The sequence below is a fragment of the uncultured Campylobacter sp. genome, from assembly GCF_937981295.1.
Lineage (GTDB): Bacteria > Campylobacterota > Campylobacteria > Campylobacterales > Campylobacteraceae > Campylobacter_B.
Genome location: NZ_CALJPC010000071.1, coordinates 164,539 through 185,442, shown reverse-complemented (window position 1 = coordinate 185,442; position 20,904 = coordinate 164,539). Strand labels below are relative to the sequence as shown.

Genomic DNA, 20,904 nt, shown 5'->3' with positions numbered 1-20,904 from the left:
AAATTTACTGCCTTTTTTGCACTTTAACTTTCGGAGCGGTTTTTGCGCCTTGCGCTTTTGCCTGCGGGCGCTCGATGATTCGGATATTGGCATTTGAGCGGAGCCTATCGTTGAACTCGGTGATCGCTTTTTTGCGCTCAGAGGTCACGTAACCTTCGATCGCCTTTTCTTGCACGCTGTCAAAATCAAGTGTACGAAGCCCTTTTTTGTCATTTACATAAAACATCTCATATCCGTTGCGTGTAGGAATGATCGGCGAGAATTTGCCCTGTTCGACGTTCGTGACGATGTATTTGAGCCCCTCATCCATTTGGTTTGCTTTTAGGGTTCCTTGCATCACGTAAACATCGCTCGGACGGAGCTTCGGATTTGCGCGGATCTTATCGAGCGGAGCTTGCGATTTTGCGATATAGCGGGTGAGCGTGATGCTGTCGAAAGTCGTGAATAATGAACTATTTTGGCTATAGAATTTTTTGACATTTTCAGGGGTCGTGCGGTGCTGCACTTCAGAAAAGATCGAACCGTAGAGCTTTTCTTCAAGCAGTGTGCGGCGGACATTTGCTTTAAAGTCATCGTAGTTCATGCCTTGCTTTTGCACAGCGGTTTTGAGTTGGTCTAAGCTAAGCCTATTTTGATCGGCGATCGCTTTGAGCCTCGCGTCGATCTCCGCGTCATTTACCGCGATGCCGCGGCGTTTAATCTCGGATTGTTGAAGCTTTTGCCCGATTAAAATTTCCATCGCGGCTTGCGGTGAAGCGCCCGTTAGTTTTTGAACTTTGGCTAGTTCGTAGCCGGTGATGGGCTCATTATCTACCACGGCGATGACGCCGTTTACTACTTCGGCATTTGCACAAACAGCACAGATCATTGCGGAAAAAAGCAGTTTCTTTATCATTTTTAACCTTTATTTAGTCTTTTTGCTTTATAATTACAAGATCGCGATTATAACATTAAATGGTAATTTTTGCAAAGGAATTTTATGATAGTAACTCGTTTTGCGCCGAGTCCTACGGGATATTTACATATCGGCGGACTTAGAACGGCGCTTTTTAGTTATCTTTACGCTAGAGCAAACGGCGGCAAATTCCTGCTGCGCATCGAGGACACTGATCTGAAGCGCAATTCGCAGGAGGCTGCTAAGGCGATCGAGGAAGCCTTTAAGTGGTGCAATCTGGACTATGACGGGCAGATCGTGTATCAAAGCTCACGCTTCGATCTTTACAAACAATATGTCCAAAAGCTGCTAGATGAGGGCAAGGCATACAGATGCTATATGAGCAAGGATGAGCTGGACGAGCTGCGCGCGCAGCAGGAAGCTCGCAAAGAGCGCCCGCGCTACGATAATCGCTATCGCGACTTTACCGGCACGCCGCCTGCTGGGATCGAGCCTGTAGTGCGTATAAAAGCCCCGCTTAGCGGCATGATAGAATTTAACGACGGCATCAAGGGCGAGATAAAATTTAATGCCGCCGATATTTTGGACGATTTCATCATCGCTAGAAGCGACGGCACGCCTACGTATAACTTCACGGTCGTGATAGACGACGCGCTGATGGGCGTCACAGACGTGATCCGCGGCGACGATCATCTAAGCAACACCCCGAAGCAGATCGTGCTGTATAATGCGCTAGGCTTTAAAATCCCTAAATTTTACCACGTCGCGATGATCAACGGCACCGACGGCAGCAAGCTGAGCAAACGCCACGGCGCTACCGACGTGATGGAGTATAAGCGCATGGGTTATCTGCCGCAAGCTCTGCTAAATTTCTTAGTACGTCTGGGCTGGAGCCACGGGGATGATGAAATTTTTAGCATGGAGGAGATGAAGCGATACTTTGATCCTAACCATATCAGCAAGAGCTCCAGCACCTTCAATCAAACCAAACTTGAGTGGCTAAACGCACATTATATTAAAAACTCGGGCGATGATGAGCTTGCCACGCAGCTTGTGGAATTCGGCGTCGATATCCGCTCGCACGCGAAAAAACATCTCATCGCCCAGCAGTACAAACAGCGCGCAAAGACGTTAGTGGAGATGGCCGAGGGCATTAAAATTCTTCTAAATCGCCCGAGCTGCTATGACGAGAAGGCGTATAAGAAATTTGTAACCGAAAGTTCGCTAAGCTTACTCGCAAAATTTTCGGATACTCTAAGCGCAAATTTAAACGCAAAGGAGTGCGAGGAGGAGACGATGGGGTTTTTGGACGCAAACGGCGCCAAGCTAAAGGATCTTGCCCAGCCGCTGCGCGTTGCGATCACGGGGGGAAGCGTAAGTCCGTCGATTTTTGAAATTTGTGAAATTTTAGGAAGCGACGAAGTTAAAACGAGAATTTCAAATTTAATCAAAAAAGGATTATAAAATGGCTAAAGTAAACGTTGAAGCGGCTTTGAAGTACCACATAGGCGGTAAAATCGGAACGAATGTAAAAACCCCGTGCGCTACGGCGGAGGATTTGGCGCTTGCATATACGCCGGGCGTCGCGGAGCCTTGTAAAGTGATCGAAAGTGATCACGAGGCTGCGTTTAAATACACTAATAAAGCCAATCTCGTAGCTGTTATCACTAACGGCACGGCAGTTTTGGGGCTTGGTGATATCGGCGCGATCGCCGGAAAGCCCGTAATGGAGGGCAAGGCGGTTTTGTTTAAAAAATTCGGCGGCGTTGATGCCTTCGATATCGAGATCGACGAAAAAGATCCTAAAAAGATAATTGAAATTTGCAAAGCGCTTGCGCCTACGTTCGGCGGTATAAATTTAGAGGATATTAAAGCTCCCGAGTGCTTCGAGATTGAGCGCGAGCTACAAAAATCCGTCGATATCCCAGTCATGCACGACGATCAACATGGCACCGCTATGATTACGGGCGCAGGGCTAATCAATGCAGCCCTCATCAGCGGCAAAAAGATCGAGGATATGAAGATCGTAGTTAGCGGCTCGGGCGCTGCTGGCATAGCGTGTGCAAAGATGTATCGTAATTTAGGCGCCAAACATATCATAATGCTCGATTCCAAAGGGGTGATCCACAAGGGTCGCACCGATCTTACCGAGCAAAAGAAAGAATTTGCCCTAGATACCGCAGATCGCACGCTAGAGGACGCGATGAAGGGCGCGGATATGTTTTTGGGCCTTAGCAAGCCGGGCGTTTTAACCAAAGAGATGGTAAGTACTATGGCGCCGCATCCGATCATTTTTGCGCTTGCAAATCCGGTACCCGAAATTTATCCAAGCGAGGTCGAGGAAGTACGAAACGACGCGATCGTAGGTACCGGCAGAAGCGACTTCGCAAATCAGATCAATAACGTTTTGGGCTTTCCGTATATCTTCCGTGGCGCGCTTGACGTAAGAGCCAAAAAGATTACCGAAAATATGAAAATTGCGGCCGCTCGCGCGATGGCAGATCTTGCTCGCGAAGAGGTTCCTGCGGAAATCCGCAAGATGCTGGGCAAGGATAGCTTGAAATTCGGCAAAGACTACGTGATCCCAAATCCTTTCGATCCGCGCGTATTTGCCGTGATCTCGACGGCCGTCGCAAAAGCTGCGGTAGATGACGGCGTCGCTCGCGTCAAAGGCTTCGACGCTGAGACTTATAAAAAGAGCCTGGAAGCTAAAAAGCTATGATTTTTTGCTCTAGCACGAGGCGAGATTAAATTTTAAGAGGCGTAAATGAAAGATTTGGCTTTACTTACCGATTTTTATCAGCTTAGTATGATGCAGGGCTATTTTTTTACAAAGCCCGATCAGACGGCGGTTTTTGACGTTTTTTATCGTAAAAACCCAAGCGGCGGCGGTTACGCGATATTTTGCGGCTTAAACGAGGTTGTGGATTATATCGAAAACTTAAAATTTAGCGACGACGACATCGCATATCTAAAAAGTCTAAATTTCTTTAAGCCTGAATTTTTGGAATTTCTAAGAGGCTTTAAATTTAGCGGCGAAATTTACGCCATGGATGAGGGGCAGATCGTATTTCCGCACGAGCCGCTAATTCGCGTCAAGGCAAATATCATGGAGGCTCAGCTCATCGAGACGGCGATTTTAAACACGATAAATTTCCAAACTCTAGTCGCCACGAAAAGTTCGCGTATAAACTTTAGCGCCAAAGGCGATTTGGTGATGGAGTTTGGCTTGCGCCGCGCGCAGGGGCGAAGTGCGGGCATCTACGGCGCAAAAGCTGCGATTATAGGCGGCTGCAGTGCCACGTCAAACGTGCTCGCCGCAAAGAAATTCGGCGTCCCCGCGATCGGCACCCACTCGCACTCTTGGATTCAGAGCTTTGATAGCGAGCTGGAGGCGTTTCGCGCCTACGCTAAAATTTATCCGAACAGCACGCTTTTGCTTGTCGATACCTACGATACTCTCGCAAGCGGCGTGCCGAATGCGATCAAGGTTTTTAAAGAGCTTCGCGCGAGCGGTCATGAGCCGCTTGGAATCCGCATAGATTCGGGCGATCTGGAGTATCTGACCAAACAGGCGCGTAAGATGCTCGACGCTGCGGGCTTTAATGACGCAAAGATCACCGCGTCGAATGATCTAGACGAATACGCGATCGATCAGCTTAAGCTTTTCGACGCCAAAATCGACAACTGGGGGATCGGCACTAGGCTTATTACGGGCGGAGATAGTTCGAGTCTAGGCGGCGTGTATAAGCTAAGCGGTATCGAAAAAGATGGCGAGATCATAGCTAAGATCAAAATTTCAAACGATCCGCGCAAGATCAATAATCCCGGCTATAAGCAGGTCTTTAGACTCTACGACAAAGATAACGGCATGGCGCTTGCCGATCTGATCACGCTTGATGGAGAGAGCATAGATGAGAGCGCGCCGCTTGAAATTTTTCACCCTCTTTACACCTACAAGCGTAAAATTTTAACGAATTTCAGCACGCATAAGCTCTTACGTTCCGTTTTCAAGGATGGCAAATTCGTAGGTGTGCGCCGCACGGTAAGTGAGATCGCGCGTTTTAGCAAGGAGCAAAAGAGCAAATTTTGGCTCGAGCACCTTCGCAACGTCCATCCGCAAAGCTACAAAGTGGATCTCTCTCAAAAGCTTTGGGATATCCGAAAATCACTCATCAACGAGTGTAACCTAAATTTAAAGGAGAAATATGTTTAAAGTTCTATCGTGCGCCGCTTTGGCGTTAGTTTTGCTAGGATGCGGCTCAAACCAGCTCCGCCAATCCCCGGATAGCGCTATGAATAAGCAAGCACAGAGCGAAAAAACCATAACTCAAGAGAACGCAAAGACCTTCTATTTCGTTGATGACAAGGGCAAAAAGCTTTCGCTTAGCTCAAACGACGATTTCAATACCGCCGTGTTAAAGGACGATAGCGGCAAAAGCTACGACCTCAAGCGCGACCGCGCTGCCGACGGCATCTATATGGAGAATAAGGACGGAGTGAGCATCCACTTCAAAAAAGGCGAGGGCATAGTGGAGTTTAGTAAATACAAATCCATCCCGATCACCGAGGTCAAATAAATCCTGAAATTTTTTGGTTAAATTCCGATTTAGCGCCGGAATTTAACCTCTTTTCCTGCGCTAAATTCGGAGAAAGTTATGTTATTAGGCAAAATCGATTATCTAAATTTGCTCCCTTTTCACGTATTTTTAAAATCCCTTCCGCTGCCGTCTTATGTTAAAAAATCGATAGAATTTAAAAAAGGGGTGCCGAGCAAACTCTGCGCCGATCTTTATTTTAGGCGCATAGACGCCGCGGTAATCTCCAGCATCGAAAGCCGCCGCGCAAAATACCGCAAACTGCCTTTGGGAATCGTCGCAAAGCGCGAAGTGTTAAGCGTGCTCGTGCGCAAAAACTCGGCGCCCAGACTCGATCCCGCGTCAATGAGCTCAAATATGTTAGCTCACGTGCTGGATCTTAGCGGTGAGGTGCTAATCGGCGATAACGCTCTAAAGGCGCTACTTTCGCAGGGTAGGGATAAATTCTACGATCTGGGCGAAATTTGGCAGCAGCGCACGGGCCTACCTTTCGTTTTCGGGCGGCTGTGCTGCGTGAAAAACGATAAGGCTTACTCGCGCCTGGCGACGAAATTTTTACGATCGCGCATTAAAATTCCAAGATATATTCTGCAAAGCTACGCCTTTTCGCGTGACATAAAAGAGCGTGAAATTTTAAATTATCTGAAATTTATAGGCTATGAGATCGGCGTTCGCGAGGAGCTGGCGCTGAAAAAATTTATCGCTAAAGCCAAAAAATTAAAATTTAATCCGGTTCAAAAGGAGGAACTATGAAATCTTACATCGACGGCTTGCTGCTAAATTTAAAGCGCGCCAATCCCGGCCAGGAGGTCTTTATCCAGGCATCGACCGAGATTTTATACTCGCTCATACCGCTTCTAAAGCGCGATGAACGATACGTGAAAAATAAAATTTTAGAGCGTATTTTGGCGCCCGAGCGCACGATGATGTTTCGCGTCGTCTATATGAGCGACGGCGGCGAGCCCTGCGTGCATACGGGATATCGCATAGAGTTCAATTCCGCTCTGGGTCCTTACAAAGGCGGTCTGCGCTTTCATCCGAGCGTAAATTTGGGCGTTTTAAAATTTTTAGGGTTTGAGCAAATTTTTAAAAATTCCCTCACGGGTCTTAATATCGGCGGCGCAAAAGGCGGCGCCAATTTCGATCCCAAGGGCAAGAGCGACGGCGAGATTATGAGATTTTGTCAAGCTTTTATGTTAGAGCTTCACCGCCTAATCAGCTCCAATACCGACGTGCCTGCGGGCGACATCGGCGTGGGCGGTCGCGAGATCGGCTATATGTACGGCGCGTATAAAAAGCTCACCCGCAGATTCGACGGCGCTCTTACGGGCAAGGGGCTAAGCTGGGGCGGTAGTCTTGCGCGCACCGAGGCTACGGGCTACGGATCGGTCTATTTTGCAAACGAGATGCTCGCTACCAGAGGCGATTCGCTGCACGGCAAAATTTGCACGATCTCAGGCGCCGGCAACGTTGCGATCTACACAGCCGAAAAGCTCTATCAAATGCAGGCTAAGCCCGTCACCGTGAGCGATTCTACGGGCTTTATTTATGACGCCGAAGGAATCGACGTAATGCTTCTTAAAAAGCTAAAAGAGCAGCTGCGCGTGGGGCTTTGCGAATATATCAAGGAGCGCCCCGGCGCAAAATTTACCCCCGTAAGCGCCTATCCCGCAGGCCGCAACGGTGTGTGGAGCGTGCCGTGCGACGCGGCGTTTCCGAGCGCCACGCAAAACGAGCTTAATCTACAAGACGTAAAGACTCTCTATGCCAACGGATGTCGCATGGTTTGCGAGGGCGCGAATATGCCCAGCACGCTTGAAGCGGTCGATTTTATGCTCTCACAAAAAGACCTTCTTTTCGGTCCTGCGAAGGCGGCGAATGCGGGAGGCGTGGCTACGAGCGGGCTTGAGATGGCGCAAAACGCGCAGATGGCGTCGTGGAGCTTCGAACAGGTCGATGGCAAGCTGCGCGAGATCATGCGTCACATATTTCGCACCAGCTACGAGACTTCGAAGGAATTCGGCGCGGAGGGCAATCTCGTGCTGGGCTCGAATATCGCGGGCTTTCGCCGCGTAGCCGACGCGATGTTGGATCAAGGGCTGGTTTAGACCTGCTTATCGTGCCCAAAGCCGCAGCTCGCTTTCAAATTTAAGCTCTTTAAATTTACGGCGAGCCTTTGAACTACGGTGGGTTTGATAAAATTTCAATCGTTTGCGCTGAGGATATGCCGCTCATCGCTATAATTTGCTTTGTGCGTCTTGCGTTGGCATCGTGCGTGCTGCGTAAATTTAAATAGTGCCAAGCAATACGGTTTTAAAATTTTAAGTCGTCATGGTGCCGCTTTTAAATTTAATTACAAGCGCGCAAAGTCCGCCGCCGCCAAATTTTATCTTTAAATTTTGCGGGTAAATTTTGCCCGTTAAATTTAGCTTTGAAATTTGACGCTTAAAATTTAACCCCGAATCCGCTTTAAATTTAGCCTAAAATTTTATCTCAGCTCGCCCGCGCAGCGCGTAAATTTAAACCGAACACGGGCTGAGCGTTTACCGCATTTTGGCATAATGGCGCAAATTTTATCCAAAGGTTGCAATATGAAAAAATTTATGGTTTTACTAGCCGCCGCGTCGCTGTCGCTTGCGCATGCGGACGTAACGGATATCCTAAAGCAGGGCGCAGACGTGCTCGGTGCGACTCAGAGCGGAAACTACAAAGACCTGCTTGCCTCGGCTACGAATCGCGCCGTAGCCGAGCTCGCTAGGGGCTACATCCACAGCAAGACCGCCAAGATCGAGCTTCCTCCTTCGCTTAAGGCGGCTGCGAAGCTTGCGAGAAAGGTGGGCGGCGATAAATGGGAGCGCGAGCTCGTCGTGAGTATGAACGATGCTGCTACCAAGGCGGTGAGCGGTGCGAGCAAGATATTTTTGCAAGATCTGAAATCTATGAGCGATGCCGACGTTAAAAAGCTCATCGGCGGCGGCGACACGGCGCTTAGCGAGTATTTGCAGAGCAAATCGGGCGCGAAGCTGCGGGCGGTTTTTAGACCGATCGTAAGCGATATGATGAGCAAAAACAGCTTCGCGACGGCGTATAACGGGCTAAATTCCTTCGCGCAAAATAAGATCGCGGGCAATGAAGCGGTGCAAAACATCGCGCGCGGGCTGGGTGCGAGCGAGTATCTGCCTAAGCAGGGCGAGGATTTGAACGATTACATAACGCAAAAGACGCTGGACGGGCTGTTTGCGGTAATGAGGGAAAAAGAAAGCGCGCTTCGCGGCAGCGCCGTCGGCAAAGGTGCCGGGATTTTAGGCAAGGTGCTGAAATAAAGCTCGCGGCGAGGCTTTGGCGTAAATTTCGCCGTATAGCTCTTTCGGTTGCTTCGCGCTGCTGCCTGCGTAGTCTAAAGCTGCGCGCAAAGTGTCCGCTCGCGCGAAGCAGCTGCTTGCGGCAAATCATCGGGCGCGTGGTGAAATTTAAAGATTCATTTGTTGCGCGCTTGTGGTAGATTGGCTTTATACGATAATCTTAGCACGGGGTTTAATCCGCGAAATTTGAAACTGTAAAATTTAGAAATTTAGCAAGACGCAAAGGATTTGAAATTTTAAAATTTCACGCGGAGTTTTAGAATTTTACGCGGTGTTTAGGTGCGCGCATAAATTAGCGCCTACGTCTGAAATTTTACAAAGCGGCGGAGTATCGGAAAGTAGGGTGGTAGTCGATAAGGAAGCAAGAGTAAGTAAGAAAGCCATCTTGTAAATTTCGCTTTTTTCATATCTCTTTTTATGTTCCATAAAACCCGGTTTACTCATTAGTCCTATTATTTTCCGATTCCATTTTTCTTAATTCTTTAAGCGCTCTATTATGGACATCGGCTTTTTTGCAAACTCTGCCCTGGACGGCAATATATCTTACTAAATTTATATCATTTGTATCGATTGCTATCAATAATCTACCCATAAGCCTTTCCTCTACAAAAAACGTATAATCGCACTTTGCACACAAAGTACTTTCATAAATTATAAATAATAACAAAACTACTACGGCGCAAATTATAAATTTTAATACTTTAACCATATTTTCTCCTTGTGTGTATTCTTGCCCGTATATATTGATAATGTCGATTGGCGAGGCATTATATCACTTCTTATTTTTAAATTTTAATCTCTTTCGCTTAATTTTTATAAAATTTTTCAGTTGCTTATCGGTAAAATTTAAAATCTCTTTTCGATTTTGTAAATTTACATAAGTGTGCCTTATATCACAGCAGCCATCAAAAATATATTTCCAATTTTTAATTAGCCAGTCTGCTTCTATTGTGTTTTTATCCGTTTCAAATAAAAACGGCAAAACCCATAAGCCCGCCTTGTAGCCGCTAATTACGATCAATTTTATAAAATTTACTCCATCATCGTCTTTTGCTTTTATCGCGATAAAGCTTACATTTTTCTCGTATGGATAGCAGGATTTTCTACATTCGATAATATCTCCAACCTCGATCTTTCCGCGAAATTTCAAGAGAGGAATACTAAATTTTTTCATTAGATTTCTCTTTATGCGTCTATTGCGTCCGAATTTATCCCTAGGTTTTATCAGTCTGAAACCGGGGATTGTTTCGTCGCAGTCTTCTTTGTAATCTTTCAGTTCATCGCTACTAAGATAATTATCGGAGCATATAAATACCTCCTGGGGGTCCGCATTGATACCGAAATTTGCTAAATTATGAATCAATTGCTCCTTGTTCACGACAAACCCCGCTTTACTTGATAGCATCTCGCTAGGAAGCTCAAAGTATCTGTTATCTTTTAAATTTAAAAGACAAGGATTTTCTGTCCAGAAACATCGCTCATCGCAGACCATAAGCTCATCGTCGTTAAATTTTATAATATCGCCTCTTTGTAAGTCATTGTCGAAGGTTGATATTGGTAAGATAGTCATTCAAAGTCCTTTTTTGCTTGCTAGATTAAACATGTTCATAATAAATTTTCGTTATTTGTAATCGCTAAATTACACCTCTATACTCACATCTTTATACTTTTCATAAAGCCTCGGCTTTAAAATTTTATCACGATACTCTTTGCCCGCCTTAGTCATACACATCCAGTGGCTAAATCTACTCCAGGTATCGGGATTTTTCCAGGTTATCTCTGCTCGGGGAGTGATGTTCTCCTCCTCTAAAAATTTATATCCAAAAAAGAAATTATCCCTGAAATATATCCACTTTTCATAAAGCGACATACCTAGATCGATCTTGGATAAATTCGTATCGAAGTCAGCCCATTTCTTTCTTAAATTTTCGCCCTCTATGCCGAAGTCTATCATACCCCCTAAAAACAGCTGGCCCATTACTCCGAAATACTCTCCCGCGTATGTCGGATAGGCTGAAATTTCAGGGTTATCTTCGTCCGCTAGCATATAGTCGCTTCGGATAATCCCATATAGTTCAAACCATTCGTACCAATCAAAGATTTCATATTCAAGGTAATCCAAAATATCTTTTTTTCTGGTACCGGGAATTTGAGCTAATATGCGAATAAACGAATCCATCCAGCAATCAAATCCTAAAGCCTTATAAAGTTCTTCATCTTTGTTAAAAACCCAGCCGTATAGTTCATTCGGTTTCAAAATTTTAAATTTCATAGTATCTCCTTTTTAAATTTAATCGGTTGCCGATAGAATTTACCTCATCGATCCGTTTGGTTGATCTCATAAACTCGTTAATATAAAAATTATTTGATTCCGAGAGCTTGGGCATACTTTTTATTATTTCATCTAAATCGACGCTCTTTATTTCGGCGCAATTTTTTACATCGCCGCAGATACCGATAAAAATAAGATCGTCTCTGTTTTTGCCTATAAATTTACCCTTTGCGTAATAGCCGCCTTCAAATCTTTCATAGGCTATATAATATAATATTTGCTTTAAAATTTCACTTTGATCAAGCTTAAAATAGGTGCAGAATTCCACGCCCTCCATATCTTGCGATATGTCGGTGGCGCCTACAGAGCTTCTTTCATATTTTTTAAGATCTATTTTTCGGATATTCTTTTCATCTCCTTCGCCTATTGCTCCAAGCACGCGAAAATCCCTATCTATCTCGCCGTAAATATCAAAAAACAGATAGCTGCCCTTAAAGCTTTTATAGGCGAATTCCTTTACGGCGTCCTTAACAATTTCGATATTTGCAAGCGTAACTTCGGTCTTTTTGCAAGATTCGTTTTTTATCTCGACTTCGATCATCTAAACTCCTTTATCTGCCTTGCTAAATTTTAATCCGTTAGCCATTTTACTACATGCTCCAATAATTCCTCTAAATTTTCGGCTCCGCAACTTCCTTTGAGTTTGTTTTCCGTGGCATTGATGAAAAACCAATCCTCGTCATCTCTATCGATATTTATTTTGATCGGCTTTTTCCCGCTCTCGCCATCGATTTTAATCAACCAACCGGGATTATCGACCGTTTCTAGCGTAAGGCCATATTCATGCTCCCATTCTCCGTCGCATTTGGAAGCGTACCAGTTTTGTATGAGTTTTAGATTACTCATTGTTTCCTCCTTTAATTTTATAAATTTTAAAATTCTCGATTTGTTAGGCTTTGATATTGCAATTGAAGCAGGGCTTCTTTGCTATTTAAATTTAATCGCTTATTAAAAATTTCTTTTCCAAGCCATCTTTATTTACGGTGATTATCTTCGAGTTCGGAATATTTAAAAATTTTATAGCTTTTTCATCCAGTTCGGACAATGGCTTCTCAAGATTAAATTTAGTTTTATAGTAATATAGCGAAAGATCTCTTTTGTTGCCCTGCTCCATAAGCTGCATTATGCACATATCGTTTGAATCACCGGTTATATGGCGGTTTATCATCATAAACGGCTCGCAGCTTTTATGAAAGGGGAAGCGGCCGAAGTTAAAAAGATTGCCGACGAGCTCAAATACAAGGACAAAAAACAGAAATAAAATGAATAGTTTGACCATTCTGCCTTTCACAGCGGCGCTCCTAAATTTTGAAATCAAAGATTCGTTTGTGTTTTAAATGCCAGACGGTATTTGCGCTCAAGTCGCGGGTGCGTCCAAGCGCTAGCCGAAGCGGTCGGGCGCAAAATTACGACGCTATCTCGCTTTTTGCCGCGCCGGTTGCGGCGGATTCGCTTTCGTCCATGATGATGAGCTGTTTTGCGCGCTTAATCTTGGCGTCGTCGCGAAACGCCGCGCGCACCTTGTCCATGCCGGTGTAAAATTCCTTCATCAAAACAAGGCACAAATACGCGCCGAATTCCGTCGTGCGGATGATCTCGCCCTCGATGCGTACGGCTCCTGCAAGCCTTAACAGGCTAAGCTCTCTGCCCAGTTCGCGGCGCAAATTTATATCGTTTGCAGCGTTAAATTTAGCGATATCGATCTCGCCGTTAAAAAGCTCGGTCAAAAAGAGGTATTTCGCGCGCTCGGATCTGCTAAAATCGCAGGTGGCGATGACGGTACTTTCGTTTTTGTGCACCCTGCTTGCGTAGTCTTCGAGATTAAACGCATTTACGAGCAGCCTGCCGCCTAAGAAACTAAACGCGCCGCTTCCGATGCCTACGTATTCGTGGTTTGTGCCTACATACTCGTCGTTGATGTTTGATTTCTCGCGAGCGAAAGCCCATGCGTTGCTGCGGTGCCAGCTAGAAAATTCCTTGCAGATGATAGAGTAAAATTCCTCTTCGTGATCTACATTGCTAACGCCGAGGCTCCGCGCTATTTGATCGCGCATCAAAGGGGATTTCATCAGCGGATACAGCGTGATCTGCTCCGGTTTTACCGCCTTTGCCGCTTCGATGTCGCGAAGTAAAATTTCGCGAGTTTGAAATGGAAAATTAAAGATCAGATCCAGGCTTAAAATCGGCAAAATTCCGACCGCTCGAGATAGCTTTTCTTGTAAAATTTCGCCCGAGCCAAATTTGTCGTAGCGTGAAGCTTTGCGTAAAATATCGTCGTCAAAACTCTGAACCCCCACGCTTAAGCGATCTATTAACCCGCGAAATCGCAGCAAGCTCTCAGGCTCGATGTGGTTGGGATCGCTCTCGCATGAAACCTCTTTAATGCTAAAAAGCGACTTTGCAAGCTCCAGCGTGCGCACTAGCTCATCTTCGTCGATGAGCGTTGTGCCGCCGCCTACATAAAGCGTCTCAAAGTCGTAGCCTGCGTCTTTCGTGCGCTGCATTTCGGTGCGTAGCGCGCTGAAATACGCCTTGCACGCACCGCGCTCGTAGGCGTATTTGTGAAAGGAGCAGTACGGGCAAAACGTGTGACAAAAGGGTACGTGCATGTAGAGCATATATTTTTTATCTGGGTTTGGAATTTTAGCGATATTTTCCTGCGTGATGTCGATTCTAAGGGAATTATATAGAGATTTTTGCATAGTTTCGGCAGCGTATTTTTTAGCGAAGCTATGCACCATTTGACTGATAAAATTCATAAAACTTTAGCCTTTTTTAAACTTAAAAATTAATTTTTGAAGTTTATCGAAAACTAACTTATAAATTTATCAAGAATTCAATAAAAAGCGTAGCACCGCCATATATATTAGCGTAGGAAGCGTTATCGTCACGAGCGAATTGCGAAATTTAGCATGCATGCAAAAAGCCATAATCAGGCAAAGTAGCAGCGCCGCCGTTTGCAGCGCGTCCGCGCTAAAAGCCCGCTCGCCCGAAAAGCTAGGCAGCATAGTTTTAAGTGCATAAATCGTCAAAACGACCATTATCAAAAGTCCGGAGTTTTTTTGCAAATACGCCAGATTTGGACTCGCGGTCTTTTTCTTAAAAAGCAGCAGCGGCAAAAATCGCGTCAAAATCGTAGCGAGCGAGGCCAGAAAGATATAGGGTAAAATTTCCACTACCTGCTCCTTTTTAAGAATTTTCGCAGCCTGCGTCCCGTGTGCGAAGGTCGCTCGAAATATTTACGAAAGAGCAGCAGTACCGCAGTGCCGAAAATTAGGGTGCCGAATAAAAAGTATTTTGCAGGAAAGACAAAAAGCCCCGCAAACGCGCAGCCAAAGCCCAGAAATAGCACTTTGTATTGCGGGTTCGCTTTAAAAACCTCATAGGTTAGCATCGCAAAAAGCGCCGTCAGGCTAAACTCGACCCCGCTAAAATCGAGCTTTAAGCTTGCTCCCAAAACAGCCCCTGCAACGACGCCCGCAACCCAGTAGGATTGATTTAAAACCGCGGTCAGATTATAGAGCAGATCAAGCTCGTTTGGTCTTTGCGGCGTTACGGGTCGCTCGCCGCTAAGCTCCTCGGGGCGCAAAAAAGCGCGCGCTTTTAGCAGCGCAAAGGTTTCGTCCGTAAGGGCATACACGGCGTAAATTTTATGACGCACGAAGCGCAGCTCGTCCAGCAGCGACATCGTATAGAAAAAATGGCGAAAATTTAGCAAAAACGCCACGACGAAGGTATCTACGAGCGAGGCGTGAGTTACGATGAAGGCGATCAGCACGAACTCCACGCTGCCTGCGTAGATTAGCAGTGAGGTTAGCGCCAGCGCCCAGACGGGCAGATCTTGGCTGATGCCGTAGATACCAAACGCCAGCCCCAGCGGCACGTAGCCCATCATCACGGCGAGGGTGGATCTGAAAATTTCAAATTTACTCATAGCTTTCCTAAATTTAAAAGCGCGATTGTAGCGAAAATTTTATTAAATTTTACAGGGCATGCGGGCGAATCTGTGCCGCTGGAAGCGAGTTTTGCGCTGTGATTCGCCGCAAGAGGAGCTGCAAAATTTACTCGCTTCGGCGCCATAAAATTTTAAAATTTAGCCTGCGTAGAATTTTACGAAATTTTAAAATTCAGGGGAGCGGATTTTTAAATTTAGCCTAAAATACGTGGCGCAAAAGCACGAATGCAAACGCCGAAAGCAGCGCCGAGACGGGCAGGGTAATGATCCACGCTAGCCCGATCGGCTTCATCAAGGACCAGTTCGTGCTGTGATTTACCAAGCCGATACCCAAAATCGCGCCGATTAGCACGTGAGTCGAGGAGATCGGCAGCCCCAGCACCGATGCCGCCATGACGACGACGGCGCTTGCGAGCTCGGCGCTAAAGCCCGAGGCCGGGTGGATTTTTGTAAGATTGGTGCCTACGGTGGCGATCACCTCTTTGCCTATGAACCAAAGCCCCGCTATGAGGGCTACTGCGAACATTATCATAATCTGCTGCGGCACGGGAGTGGAGGGATTGATACTATTCGTAGCCATCGTATCGATGATGGCGGCGAACGGACCCACGGCGTTTGCAATGTCGTTGCTGCCATGCGAAAACGCAAAGCCGCTAGCGGTGAGCACTTGCAGCCAGCTAAACATCAAAAACGCGGATTTGTTTAAATTTGAGCGGCGCAGGGTTTTAGCAAAAATAAACATCAAAAGCCAGGTAATTAGCGTCGACATACCGATGATGAGGTAGTTGTAAAAATTCGTAAGCCCGAAATTTAGATTATGCAGCCCCTTAAATATCAGCATCGCCGAGATTACGAAGGCTCCGATACCGGCTACGGCAGGGATTCCGTACTCTAGGGCCTTGTGGGATTTGAGCTTCTCTTTTTTAGCGTCAAGCTCGATCACCTTTTTATAGTACTCGCTATCCAGCTCGCTTGGGTCAAAATCTGGATCGCGCATCGCGTAAATATCGTGATTTAGCGCCTCTGCATAGGCGATCTTTTGGATGTCGTCCAGAGTCTCGAAGGTCTTTTTATGCAGCTTGCGGAGAGATTTTTTTTCGCGCTTTATGCGGTCGATCTTTATTTGAGCGTAGCGGTTGTAATCCAAAATGTAATGCTTAATTAGCCAGAAAATTCCAAAGGAGATCACTCCGCCCAAAATTGGCGAGAGCACCCAAGAGATCGCTATTTTGCCGATCTTATCCCATTGCACGAGCCACAATGCGGAAGTCTCTGCGGTATTAAGCAGGGCGCCTAGCGTAAGTCCCGAGCCCACGATACCGCCTATGATCGCATGAGTAGTGGATACGGGCAAACCCTTTCTGCTGGCAAAAAGCAACCATGCCCCCGCCGCAAAAAGCGCGCTCATCATTACGTAGATAAAATCTCTAGGATGCACGTCTATTTTGCTAAGATCGATTATGCCGCTGCGGATCGTCGAAGTTACTTCGCCGCCTGCGATTACCGCGCCGCTTGCTTCAAATACCGCCGCGATACAAAGGGCTTGCGCGATGCTAAGAGTGCCGCTTCCGACGCTGGTGCCGAAGGAATTTGCCACGTCGTTTCCGCCGATATTAAAGGCCATAAAGATGCCCAAAAATACCGAAACTAAAAATAGCATTTTATCGCCGCTTCCTATAAAACCGAATCCCCAGATAAGAAAATAGATTGTTACGCCGCAGAATATGCCGTAGAAAATGAGACTTATCTTGCTAGATTTCATAGCTCTCCCTTAAAATCCGCGAAATTTTACCACACGCGCCTTAATCCCCACTAAATCGCACGGGCGAGGTATATAAATTTTAATTTTAAAAGCGAATTTAGTGGCGCGCGCTAAGCTTTATTAAATCAATACTTCGTTACAATCCGCATTAAATTTTAAAACCGAGGCGAAAAATGTCTAGAATTCCGCTGCAAAGCCCATATTTCGGAATATTTGTAATGCTAATCCTGGCTTTTTGCGTCTTTTCGCTCATCGTTAAATTATCCTCTTTGGTGGGCTCGCGTTTGGCAGACAAGTGCGACGAGCGGCTAAAGGGCGAAATTTACGAAAGCGGCCCCGAGGCCGTCAAACAGCCCAACCGAATGAACTCCCACTTTTTTTTGATAGCCGTGCTTTTCATACTTTTTGACGTCGAGATTATCTTTATGTTTCCGTGGGCGGTAAATTTTAAAATTTTAGGCGTGTTCGGGCTCGTGGAGATGGCGTTTTTCATCGTATTATTAGGCATCGGTTTCATCTACGCCTGGAAAAAAGGAGCGCTAAATTGGCAGAGCATAAGATAAACTACGCGCGCGAAAACGGGCTTCCCGTAGTTCTCACCACCGTTGATAAGCTGATTGCGTGGGGCAGGAGCAACTCTTTGTGGGCGATGACGTACGGGCTTGCGTGCTGTGCGATCGAGATGATGGCGGCGGGCGCGGGCAGATTTGACTTCGACCGCTTCGGCACGATATTTCGCGCAAGCGCCAAGCAATCGGATGTAATGATAATCGCAGGCACGCTTAGCAAAAAGCACGCCGAGTTTACGCGCCGCCTATACGACGCGATGCCCGAGCCCAAATGGGTCATCAGTATGGGTAGTTGCGCCAATACCGGAGGGATGTTTAATACCTATGCAACGGTGCAGGGCTGCGACCGCATAGTGCCTGTGGATATTTATCTACCCGGATGTGCGCCTCGTCCCGAGACGCTGCAGTTTGCGCTGATGGTGCTGCAAAAAAAGATCCGCACCCAAACGCCGCGCCGTGCACAAAAGGCAAAAAGGCTGATCTGATGAGAAAATTTAATCCCAAAGGCGATCAGAGTAAAAAGAATTACTACAAAGACAGATTTTTCATCCCCGAAGAAACGCCGAAGGTGGAGGTAGCCAAAAGCGATTTCAAAGACGATCTGGACGCGCTTGAAGGCATCCAAATTTTAAACTCATATGTGGAATTTAGCGCCCTCGTGCTCTACGTAGAGCCTACGCAAAATTTAGCGGCGCTACGCGCGCTTAAGAGTGCCGGATATGAAATTTTATGCGAGCTAAGCGGCGTAGATTTTACCGAGGCTCGCGGCGGCATCGAGGTTTTTTATCAGCTTTTGGACATCAAAAGGGCGCGCCGCGCGCGGCTAAAGTGCTTCGTGCCGAATGAGAGCTTTTTGCAAAGCGCTGCGGGCATCTACAAAAGCGCGAACTGGGCGGAGCGCGAACTATACGATATGATGGGCGTTTGGATTGAAAATCATCCAAATTTGGCGCGCCTAATAATGCCCGATGATTGGTTCGGACACCCGCTTTTGAAGTCCTATCCGCTGCAAGGAGACGATTTTGCCAAGTGGTACGAGGTGGATAAAATTTTTGGGGTCGGCGCGCGCGAGCGGATCGGCGAAGAAAACCGAAATTCCGCATTCGTAGATGAAAAGGATACCTTTAACTTCGCGCGGCTCTATCACGAGGGCGCTAAAGGCGAGCCGCGCCCGCAAGAGAAAATTTTACAAGAATACCAAGAAGAGGGCGGCGTGCGCTTCGTAAAACGCGCTAAACGCGGAATTTACAAGATCATTACAAAGAGAAAATAATGCAAAATCCAAGCAAGCTAAGACCGTTTTTCGAAAACATCGAGTACGAGCGCGATGGCGCGAATATGATCTTAAATTTCGGCCCGCAGCACCCAAGCGCGCACGGTCAGCTAAAGCTAGTGCTGGAGCTTGACGGCGAGCGCATCGTGCGAGCCCGCCCCGGCGTGGGCTATATGCACCGAGGCATCGAAAAGATGGCCGAAAATATGATCTACGCAGAATTTGTTCCCGTAACGGACCGCGTCGATTACGTCGCATCGGGCTCGAACAACTACGGCTTTTGCGCTGCGGTCGAGAAGCTCTGCGGCATCGAAGTGCCGCGTCGCGCGCAGATCATCCGCACGATCCTATTGGAGCTTAATCGCATCAGCTCGCACCTTCTGTTTTTGGGTACGCACGCGCTTGATATCGGCGCGATGACGGTGTTTCTCTACTGCTTTCGTTCGCGCGAATACATACTTGATCTCATAGAGAAATACTGCGGCGCGCGCCTTACGCACAATAACGTCAAAATCGGCGGCGTCTTTTTGGATCTGCCTAACGGCTGGTTAGAAGAGATGTTGAAATTTTGCGACGAGTTCCCGAGCGACATTAAAGAATTTGAAGATATGCTCGATACGAATAGAATTTGGCTAATGCGAACCGAGGGCGTGGGCGTGATCTCGCACGAAGATGCCCTTAGCTGCGGCTGTAGCGGAGTAACGCTGCGCGCTAGCGGGCATGCGTGGGATATCCGCAAGGAAGAGCCCTATCTCATCTACGACGAGCTTGATTTCGACGTGCCGTATGCGAGCGAGGGCGACTGCTACGCGCGTTATAAATGCTATATGGCGGAGATGCGCGAGAGTCTTAAAATTTTGCGCCAGTGCGCGAAGCACTATCCGCTGAGCGATCCGCAAATTTTAGCGATCGACCCCGCTTACGTAAATCCTAGCAAAGAGCAGATCATGACGCAAAACTACTCGCTGATGCAGCATTTCGTGCTAGTCACTCAGGGCTTACGCCCGCCGGTAGGCGAAATTTACGCCGCGAGCGAGAGTCCTAAGGGCGAGCTTGGATTTTATATCCGCTCGATGGGCGAAAGCCGCCCGTACCGCCTTAAGATCCGCACGCCGAGCTTTTGGCATTGCGCGGTCTATGAGGAAATTTTACCGGGGCAGTATCTTGCCGACGCCGCGGCGATCATCGGCAGCACTAATATTATCTTAGGCGAGGTGGATCGATGAAGCGATATGATTTAAGGCATCTGGGCGATAAATTTTTAAACCGCATGGGCGAAATTTTAAAAAATTCCGCTCACGGCGAGACGATGATCTTTATGTTTGAGATGGGCGATTTCAGCGCGGTTCAAAAAAGCGCAGATCTGGTGGAGGGGCTAAATTCCACGCTATTAAATTCCATCCGATATAACCAGGTCGATTGGATGATAGTCGCAAAAAAGGGGAGAATATGAAAATTTTAAATTTTGCGCCGCTACTTAGACTGCAAAGTCCAGGGCTTACGGAAGGTTTTAAACACGCTAAAATTTTAAGCGTATCTCCGTTGCAAGATCCGTATTTAGAAAGTGAGCTGATTAAATGCGAGATCGGCGCGCAAAACTTCGTGCTGGCGCTAATCTGCGCGAGCTTTTGCGACGAGCCATATTTCGCGGAGCTGGATCTGGAGTATCTAAACGGCGAAAGCAACGTGGGCGAGGAGGAGATCGAGCAGATTTGCGAGTTTTTACGGGGAGGCTGCGACGCGCTTTTGATCGACGATGCGCTTATTAAAACTCATCCCGATGCCGAAAATATCAAAGTCTTTCTATCTCTCATAGCGGCAGAATTCGGAGTTAAAATTTTAAGCTTACGCGGCGAGCAAGTGGAGCTGGCCGCACCGCATGCGGTAAATTTAAGCCCGCTTAAAGAGCCTATGAACTTCGACGGCGCCGTGGTTTTCAAACACGATGCGGATGATCGGCTCGTCGGCGGAGTGTATTTTAGTATGGTCGCAAAGATCAAATACGGCGATCGCGTCCGCATCAAAACGCCGCATTTAAATTTGGAAAAAGAATTTATCCAAGAGGGGTGGATAAATGGCGCGATCGCACTTCTAGGCTCGGGCGGACGGGGCTTTAGCGGCTATAATTTCGAACTAGCCGAAATTTCTAAGGTTTAAA

At 46.9% G+C, this 20,904-nt stretch carries 25 protein-coding genes; 13 read left to right on the top strand and 12 right to left on the bottom strand.

Annotation, left to right across the window (positions count from 1 at the left end; all coding sequences use genetic code 11):
• Positions 1 to 4 precede the first annotated feature (4 nt).
• Entirely contained in the window at positions 5 to 895 is an 891-nt protein-coding gene (locus Q0135_RS06725) for a peptidylprolyl isomerase (RefSeq protein ID WP_297989343.1), read from the bottom strand.
• Between the two features lie 84 nt (positions 896 to 979).
• Between Q0135_RS06725 and gltX the strand changes: the two genes are divergently transcribed.
• From gltX to Q0135_RS06690, 7 genes are all read left to right on the top strand, one after another.
• Positions 980 to 2,359, top strand: a complete 1,380-nt coding sequence (gene gltX, locus Q0135_RS06720) for a glutamate--tRNA ligase (RefSeq protein WP_297989341.1) — start codon at positions 980 to 982, stop codon at positions 2,357 to 2,359.
• Between the two features lies 1 nt (position 2,360).
• Complete coding sequence (locus Q0135_RS06715; protein ID WP_297989339.1) at positions 2,361 to 3,617, top strand: malic enzyme-like NAD(P)-binding protein; 1,257 nt, start codon at positions 2,361 to 2,363, stop codon at positions 3,615 to 3,617.
• A gap of 45 nt (positions 3,618 to 3,662) precedes the next feature.
• Positions 3,663 to 5,111 carry a nicotinate phosphoribosyltransferase gene (locus Q0135_RS06710; protein WP_297989337.1) on the top strand — a complete coding sequence of 483 codons (1,449 nt, stop codon included), beginning with the start codon at positions 3,663 to 3,665 and terminating at the stop codon, positions 5,109 to 5,111.
• Complete coding sequence (locus tag Q0135_RS06705; RefSeq protein ID WP_297900380.1) at positions 5,104 to 5,475, top strand: hypothetical protein; 372 nt, start codon at positions 5,104 to 5,106, stop codon at positions 5,473 to 5,475. The genes Q0135_RS06710 and Q0135_RS06705 overlap by 8 nt, the downstream gene beginning before the upstream one ends.
• Positions 5,476 to 5,553: 78 nt before the next feature.
• Positions 5,554 to 6,246, top strand: a complete 693-nt coding sequence (locus tag Q0135_RS06700; protein ID WP_297989335.1) for an MqnA/MqnD/SBP family protein — start codon at positions 5,554 to 5,556, stop codon at positions 6,244 to 6,246.
• Entirely contained in the window at positions 6,243 to 7,601 is a 1,359-nt protein-coding gene (gene gdhA / locus Q0135_RS06695; RefSeq protein WP_297989333.1) for an NADP-specific glutamate dehydrogenase, read from the top strand. The genes Q0135_RS06700 and gdhA overlap by 4 nt, the downstream gene beginning before the upstream one ends.
• 483 nt (positions 7,602 to 8,084) lie before the next feature.
• Positions 8,085 to 8,816 carry a DUF4197 domain-containing protein gene (locus tag Q0135_RS06690; RefSeq protein WP_297989331.1) on the top strand — a complete coding sequence of 244 codons (732 nt, stop codon included), beginning with the start codon at positions 8,085 to 8,087 and terminating at the stop codon, positions 8,814 to 8,816.
• A gap of 303 nt (positions 8,817 to 9,119) precedes the next feature.
• Here Q0135_RS06690 and Q0135_RS06685 read toward each other — a convergent pair whose 3' ends face one another.
• The 11 genes from Q0135_RS06685 to Q0135_RS06635 form a co-directional block, all read right to left on the bottom strand.
• Positions 9,120 to 9,281: a hypothetical protein gene (locus Q0135_RS06685; RefSeq protein WP_297989329.1), complete on the bottom strand. Its 162-nt coding sequence runs from the start codon at positions 9,279 to 9,281 to the stop codon at positions 9,120 to 9,122.
• A gap of 10 nt (positions 9,282 to 9,291) precedes the next feature.
• A complete protein-coding gene (locus Q0135_RS06680) occupies positions 9,292 to 9,564 on the bottom strand; it encodes a hypothetical protein (RefSeq protein ID WP_297989327.1) in 273 nt (90 codons plus the stop codon).
• Positions 9,565 to 9,627: 63 nt separating this feature from the next.
• Complete coding sequence (locus Q0135_RS06675) at positions 9,628 to 10,425, bottom strand: hypothetical protein (RefSeq protein WP_297989325.1); 798 nt, start codon at positions 10,423 to 10,425, stop codon at positions 9,628 to 9,630.
• 69 nt (positions 10,426 to 10,494) lie between these two features.
• Positions 10,495 to 11,127 carry a hypothetical protein gene (locus Q0135_RS06670; RefSeq protein ID WP_297989323.1) on the bottom strand — a complete coding sequence of 211 codons (633 nt, stop codon included), beginning with the start codon at positions 11,125 to 11,127 and terminating at the stop codon, positions 10,495 to 10,497.
• Positions 11,117 to 11,728: a hypothetical protein gene (locus Q0135_RS06665; RefSeq protein ID WP_297989321.1), complete on the bottom strand. Its 612-nt coding sequence runs from the start codon at positions 11,726 to 11,728 to the stop codon at positions 11,117 to 11,119. Before Q0135_RS06665 ends, Q0135_RS06670 begins: the two co-directional genes overlap by 11 nt.
• Before the next feature lie 29 nt (positions 11,729 to 11,757).
• Complete coding sequence (locus Q0135_RS06660) at positions 11,758 to 12,033, bottom strand: immunity 53 family protein (RefSeq protein WP_297989320.1); 276 nt, start codon at positions 12,031 to 12,033, stop codon at positions 11,758 to 11,760.
• Positions 12,034 to 12,124: 91 nt separating this feature from the next.
• The gene (locus Q0135_RS06655) at positions 12,125 to 12,466 is read right to left on the bottom strand and encodes a hypothetical protein (RefSeq protein WP_297989319.1); all 342 of its coding nucleotides are present in this window, start codon (positions 12,464 to 12,466) and stop codon (positions 12,125 to 12,127) included.
• Positions 12,467 to 12,593: 127 nt separating this feature from the next.
• Entirely contained in the window at positions 12,594 to 13,946 is a 1,353-nt protein-coding gene (locus Q0135_RS06650; RefSeq protein WP_297989317.1) for a coproporphyrinogen III oxidase family protein, read from the bottom strand.
• Positions 13,947 to 14,015: 69 nt separating this feature from the next.
• On the bottom strand, positions 14,016 to 14,363 hold the full coding sequence (locus Q0135_RS06645; RefSeq protein ID WP_297989316.1) for an AzlD domain-containing protein: 348 nt from the start codon (positions 14,361 to 14,363) through the stop codon (positions 14,016 to 14,018).
• Positions 14,363 to 15,121, bottom strand: coding sequence for an AzlC family ABC transporter permease (locus Q0135_RS06640; RefSeq protein WP_297989315.1), 759 nt, complete (start codon positions 15,119 to 15,121; stop codon positions 14,363 to 14,365). The genes Q0135_RS06645 and Q0135_RS06640 overlap by 1 nt, the downstream gene beginning before the upstream one ends.
• 220 nt (positions 15,122 to 15,341) lie before the next feature.
• Positions 15,342 to 16,904 (bottom strand): inorganic phosphate transporter, encoded by a 1,563-nt coding sequence (locus Q0135_RS06635; RefSeq protein ID WP_297989313.1) that lies wholly within the window; start codon positions 16,902 to 16,904, stop codon positions 15,342 to 15,344.
• Between the two features lie 173 nt (positions 16,905 to 17,077).
• Between Q0135_RS06635 and Q0135_RS06630 the strand changes: the two genes are divergently transcribed.
• The 6 genes from Q0135_RS06630 to Q0135_RS06605 are packed head-to-tail and all read left to right on the top strand — an operon-like array spanning position 17,078 to position 20,903.
• On the top strand, positions 17,078 to 17,467 hold the full coding sequence (locus Q0135_RS06630) for an NAD(P)H-quinone oxidoreductase subunit 3 (RefSeq protein WP_297989311.1): 390 nt from the start codon (positions 17,078 to 17,080) through the stop codon (positions 17,465 to 17,467).
• Entirely contained in the window at positions 17,449 to 17,958 is a 510-nt protein-coding gene (locus Q0135_RS06625) for an NADH-quinone oxidoreductase subunit B family protein (protein ID WP_177386788.1), read from the top strand. Before Q0135_RS06630 ends, Q0135_RS06625 begins: the two co-directional genes overlap by 19 nt.
• Positions 17,958 to 18,746: an NADH-quinone oxidoreductase subunit C gene (locus Q0135_RS06620; protein ID WP_297989310.1), complete on the top strand. Its 789-nt coding sequence runs from the start codon at positions 17,958 to 17,960 to the stop codon at positions 18,744 to 18,746. Before Q0135_RS06625 ends, Q0135_RS06620 begins: the two co-directional genes overlap by 1 nt.
• A complete protein-coding gene (nuoD, locus tag Q0135_RS06615) occupies positions 18,746 to 19,972 on the top strand; it encodes an NADH dehydrogenase (quinone) subunit D (RefSeq protein WP_297989309.1) in 1,227 nt (408 codons plus the stop codon). Before Q0135_RS06620 ends, nuoD begins: the two co-directional genes overlap by 1 nt.
• Positions 19,969 to 20,199 (top strand): NADH-ubiquinone oxidoreductase subunit E family protein, encoded by a 231-nt coding sequence (locus Q0135_RS06610; protein WP_297989307.1) that lies wholly within the window; start codon positions 19,969 to 19,971, stop codon positions 20,197 to 20,199. Before nuoD ends, Q0135_RS06610 begins: the two co-directional genes overlap by 4 nt.
• Positions 20,196 to 20,903: a hypothetical protein gene (locus Q0135_RS06605; RefSeq protein WP_297989305.1), complete on the top strand. Its 708-nt coding sequence runs from the start codon at positions 20,196 to 20,198 to the stop codon at positions 20,901 to 20,903. The genes Q0135_RS06610 and Q0135_RS06605 overlap by 4 nt, the downstream gene beginning before the upstream one ends.
• Position 20,904: the final 1 nt, after the last annotated feature.

Coding starts and splice junctions, on each gene's coding strand:
- Q0135_RS06725 (WP_297989343.1), bottom strand. CDS start 895: ATGATAAAGAAACTGCTTTTTTCCGCAATGATCTGTGCTGTTTGTGCA.
- gltX (WP_297989341.1), top strand. CDS start 980: ATGATAGTAACTCGTTTTGCGCCGAGTCCTACGGGATATTTACATATC.
- Q0135_RS06715 (WP_297989339.1), top strand. CDS start 2,361: ATGGCTAAAGTAAACGTTGAAGCGGCTTTGAAGTACCACATAGGCGGT.
- Q0135_RS06710 (WP_297989337.1), top strand. CDS start 3,663: ATGAAAGATTTGGCTTTACTTACCGATTTTTATCAGCTTAGTATGATG.
- Q0135_RS06705 (WP_297900380.1), top strand. CDS start 5,104: ATGTTTAAAGTTCTATCGTGCGCCGCTTTGGCGTTAGTTTTGCTAGGA.
- Q0135_RS06700 (WP_297989335.1), top strand. CDS start 5,554: ATGTTATTAGGCAAAATCGATTATCTAAATTTGCTCCCTTTTCACGTA.
- gdhA (WP_297989333.1), top strand. CDS start 6,243: ATGAAATCTTACATCGACGGCTTGCTGCTAAATTTAAAGCGCGCCAAT.
- Q0135_RS06690 (WP_297989331.1), top strand. CDS start 8,085: ATGAAAAAATTTATGGTTTTACTAGCCGCCGCGTCGCTGTCGCTTGCG.
- Q0135_RS06685 (WP_297989329.1), bottom strand. CDS start 9,281: ATGGAACATAAAAAGAGATATGAAAAAAGCGAAATTTACAAGATGGCT.
- Q0135_RS06680 (WP_297989327.1), bottom strand. CDS start 9,564: ATGGTTAAAGTATTAAAATTTATAATTTGCGCCGTAGTAGTTTTGTTA.
- Q0135_RS06675 (WP_297989325.1), bottom strand. CDS start 10,425: ATGACTATCTTACCAATATCAACCTTCGACAATGACTTACAAAGAGGC.
- Q0135_RS06670 (WP_297989323.1), bottom strand. CDS start 11,127: ATGAAATTTAAAATTTTGAAACCGAATGAACTATACGGCTGGGTTTTT.
- Q0135_RS06665 (WP_297989321.1), bottom strand. CDS start 11,728: ATGATCGAAGTCGAGATAAAAAACGAATCTTGCAAAAAGACCGAAGTT.
- Q0135_RS06660 (WP_297989320.1), bottom strand. CDS start 12,033: ATGAGTAATCTAAAACTCATACAAAACTGGTACGCTTCCAAATGCGAC.
- Q0135_RS06655 (WP_297989319.1), bottom strand. CDS start 12,466: ATGGTCAAACTATTCATTTTATTTCTGTTTTTTGTCCTTGTATTTGAG.
- Q0135_RS06650 (WP_297989317.1), bottom strand. CDS start 13,946: ATGAATTTTATCAGTCAAATGGTGCATAGCTTCGCTAAAAAATACGCT.
- Q0135_RS06640 (WP_297989315.1), bottom strand. CDS start 15,121: ATGAGTAAATTTGAAATTTTCAGATCCACCCTCGCCGTGATGATGGGC.
- Q0135_RS06635 (WP_297989313.1), bottom strand. CDS start 16,904: ATGAAATCTAGCAAGATAAGTCTCATTTTCTACGGCATATTCTGCGGC.
- Q0135_RS06630 (WP_297989311.1), top strand. CDS start 17,078: ATGTCTAGAATTCCGCTGCAAAGCCCATATTTCGGAATATTTGTAATG.
- Q0135_RS06620 (WP_297989310.1), top strand. CDS start 17,958: ATGAGAAAATTTAATCCCAAAGGCGATCAGAGTAAAAAGAATTACTAC.
- nuoD (WP_297989309.1), top strand. CDS start 18,746: ATGCAAAATCCAAGCAAGCTAAGACCGTTTTTCGAAAACATCGAGTAC.
- Q0135_RS06610 (WP_297989307.1), top strand. CDS start 19,969: ATGAAGCGATATGATTTAAGGCATCTGGGCGATAAATTTTTAAACCGC.
- Q0135_RS06605 (WP_297989305.1), top strand. CDS start 20,196: ATGAAAATTTTAAATTTTGCGCCGCTACTTAGACTGCAAAGTCCAGGG.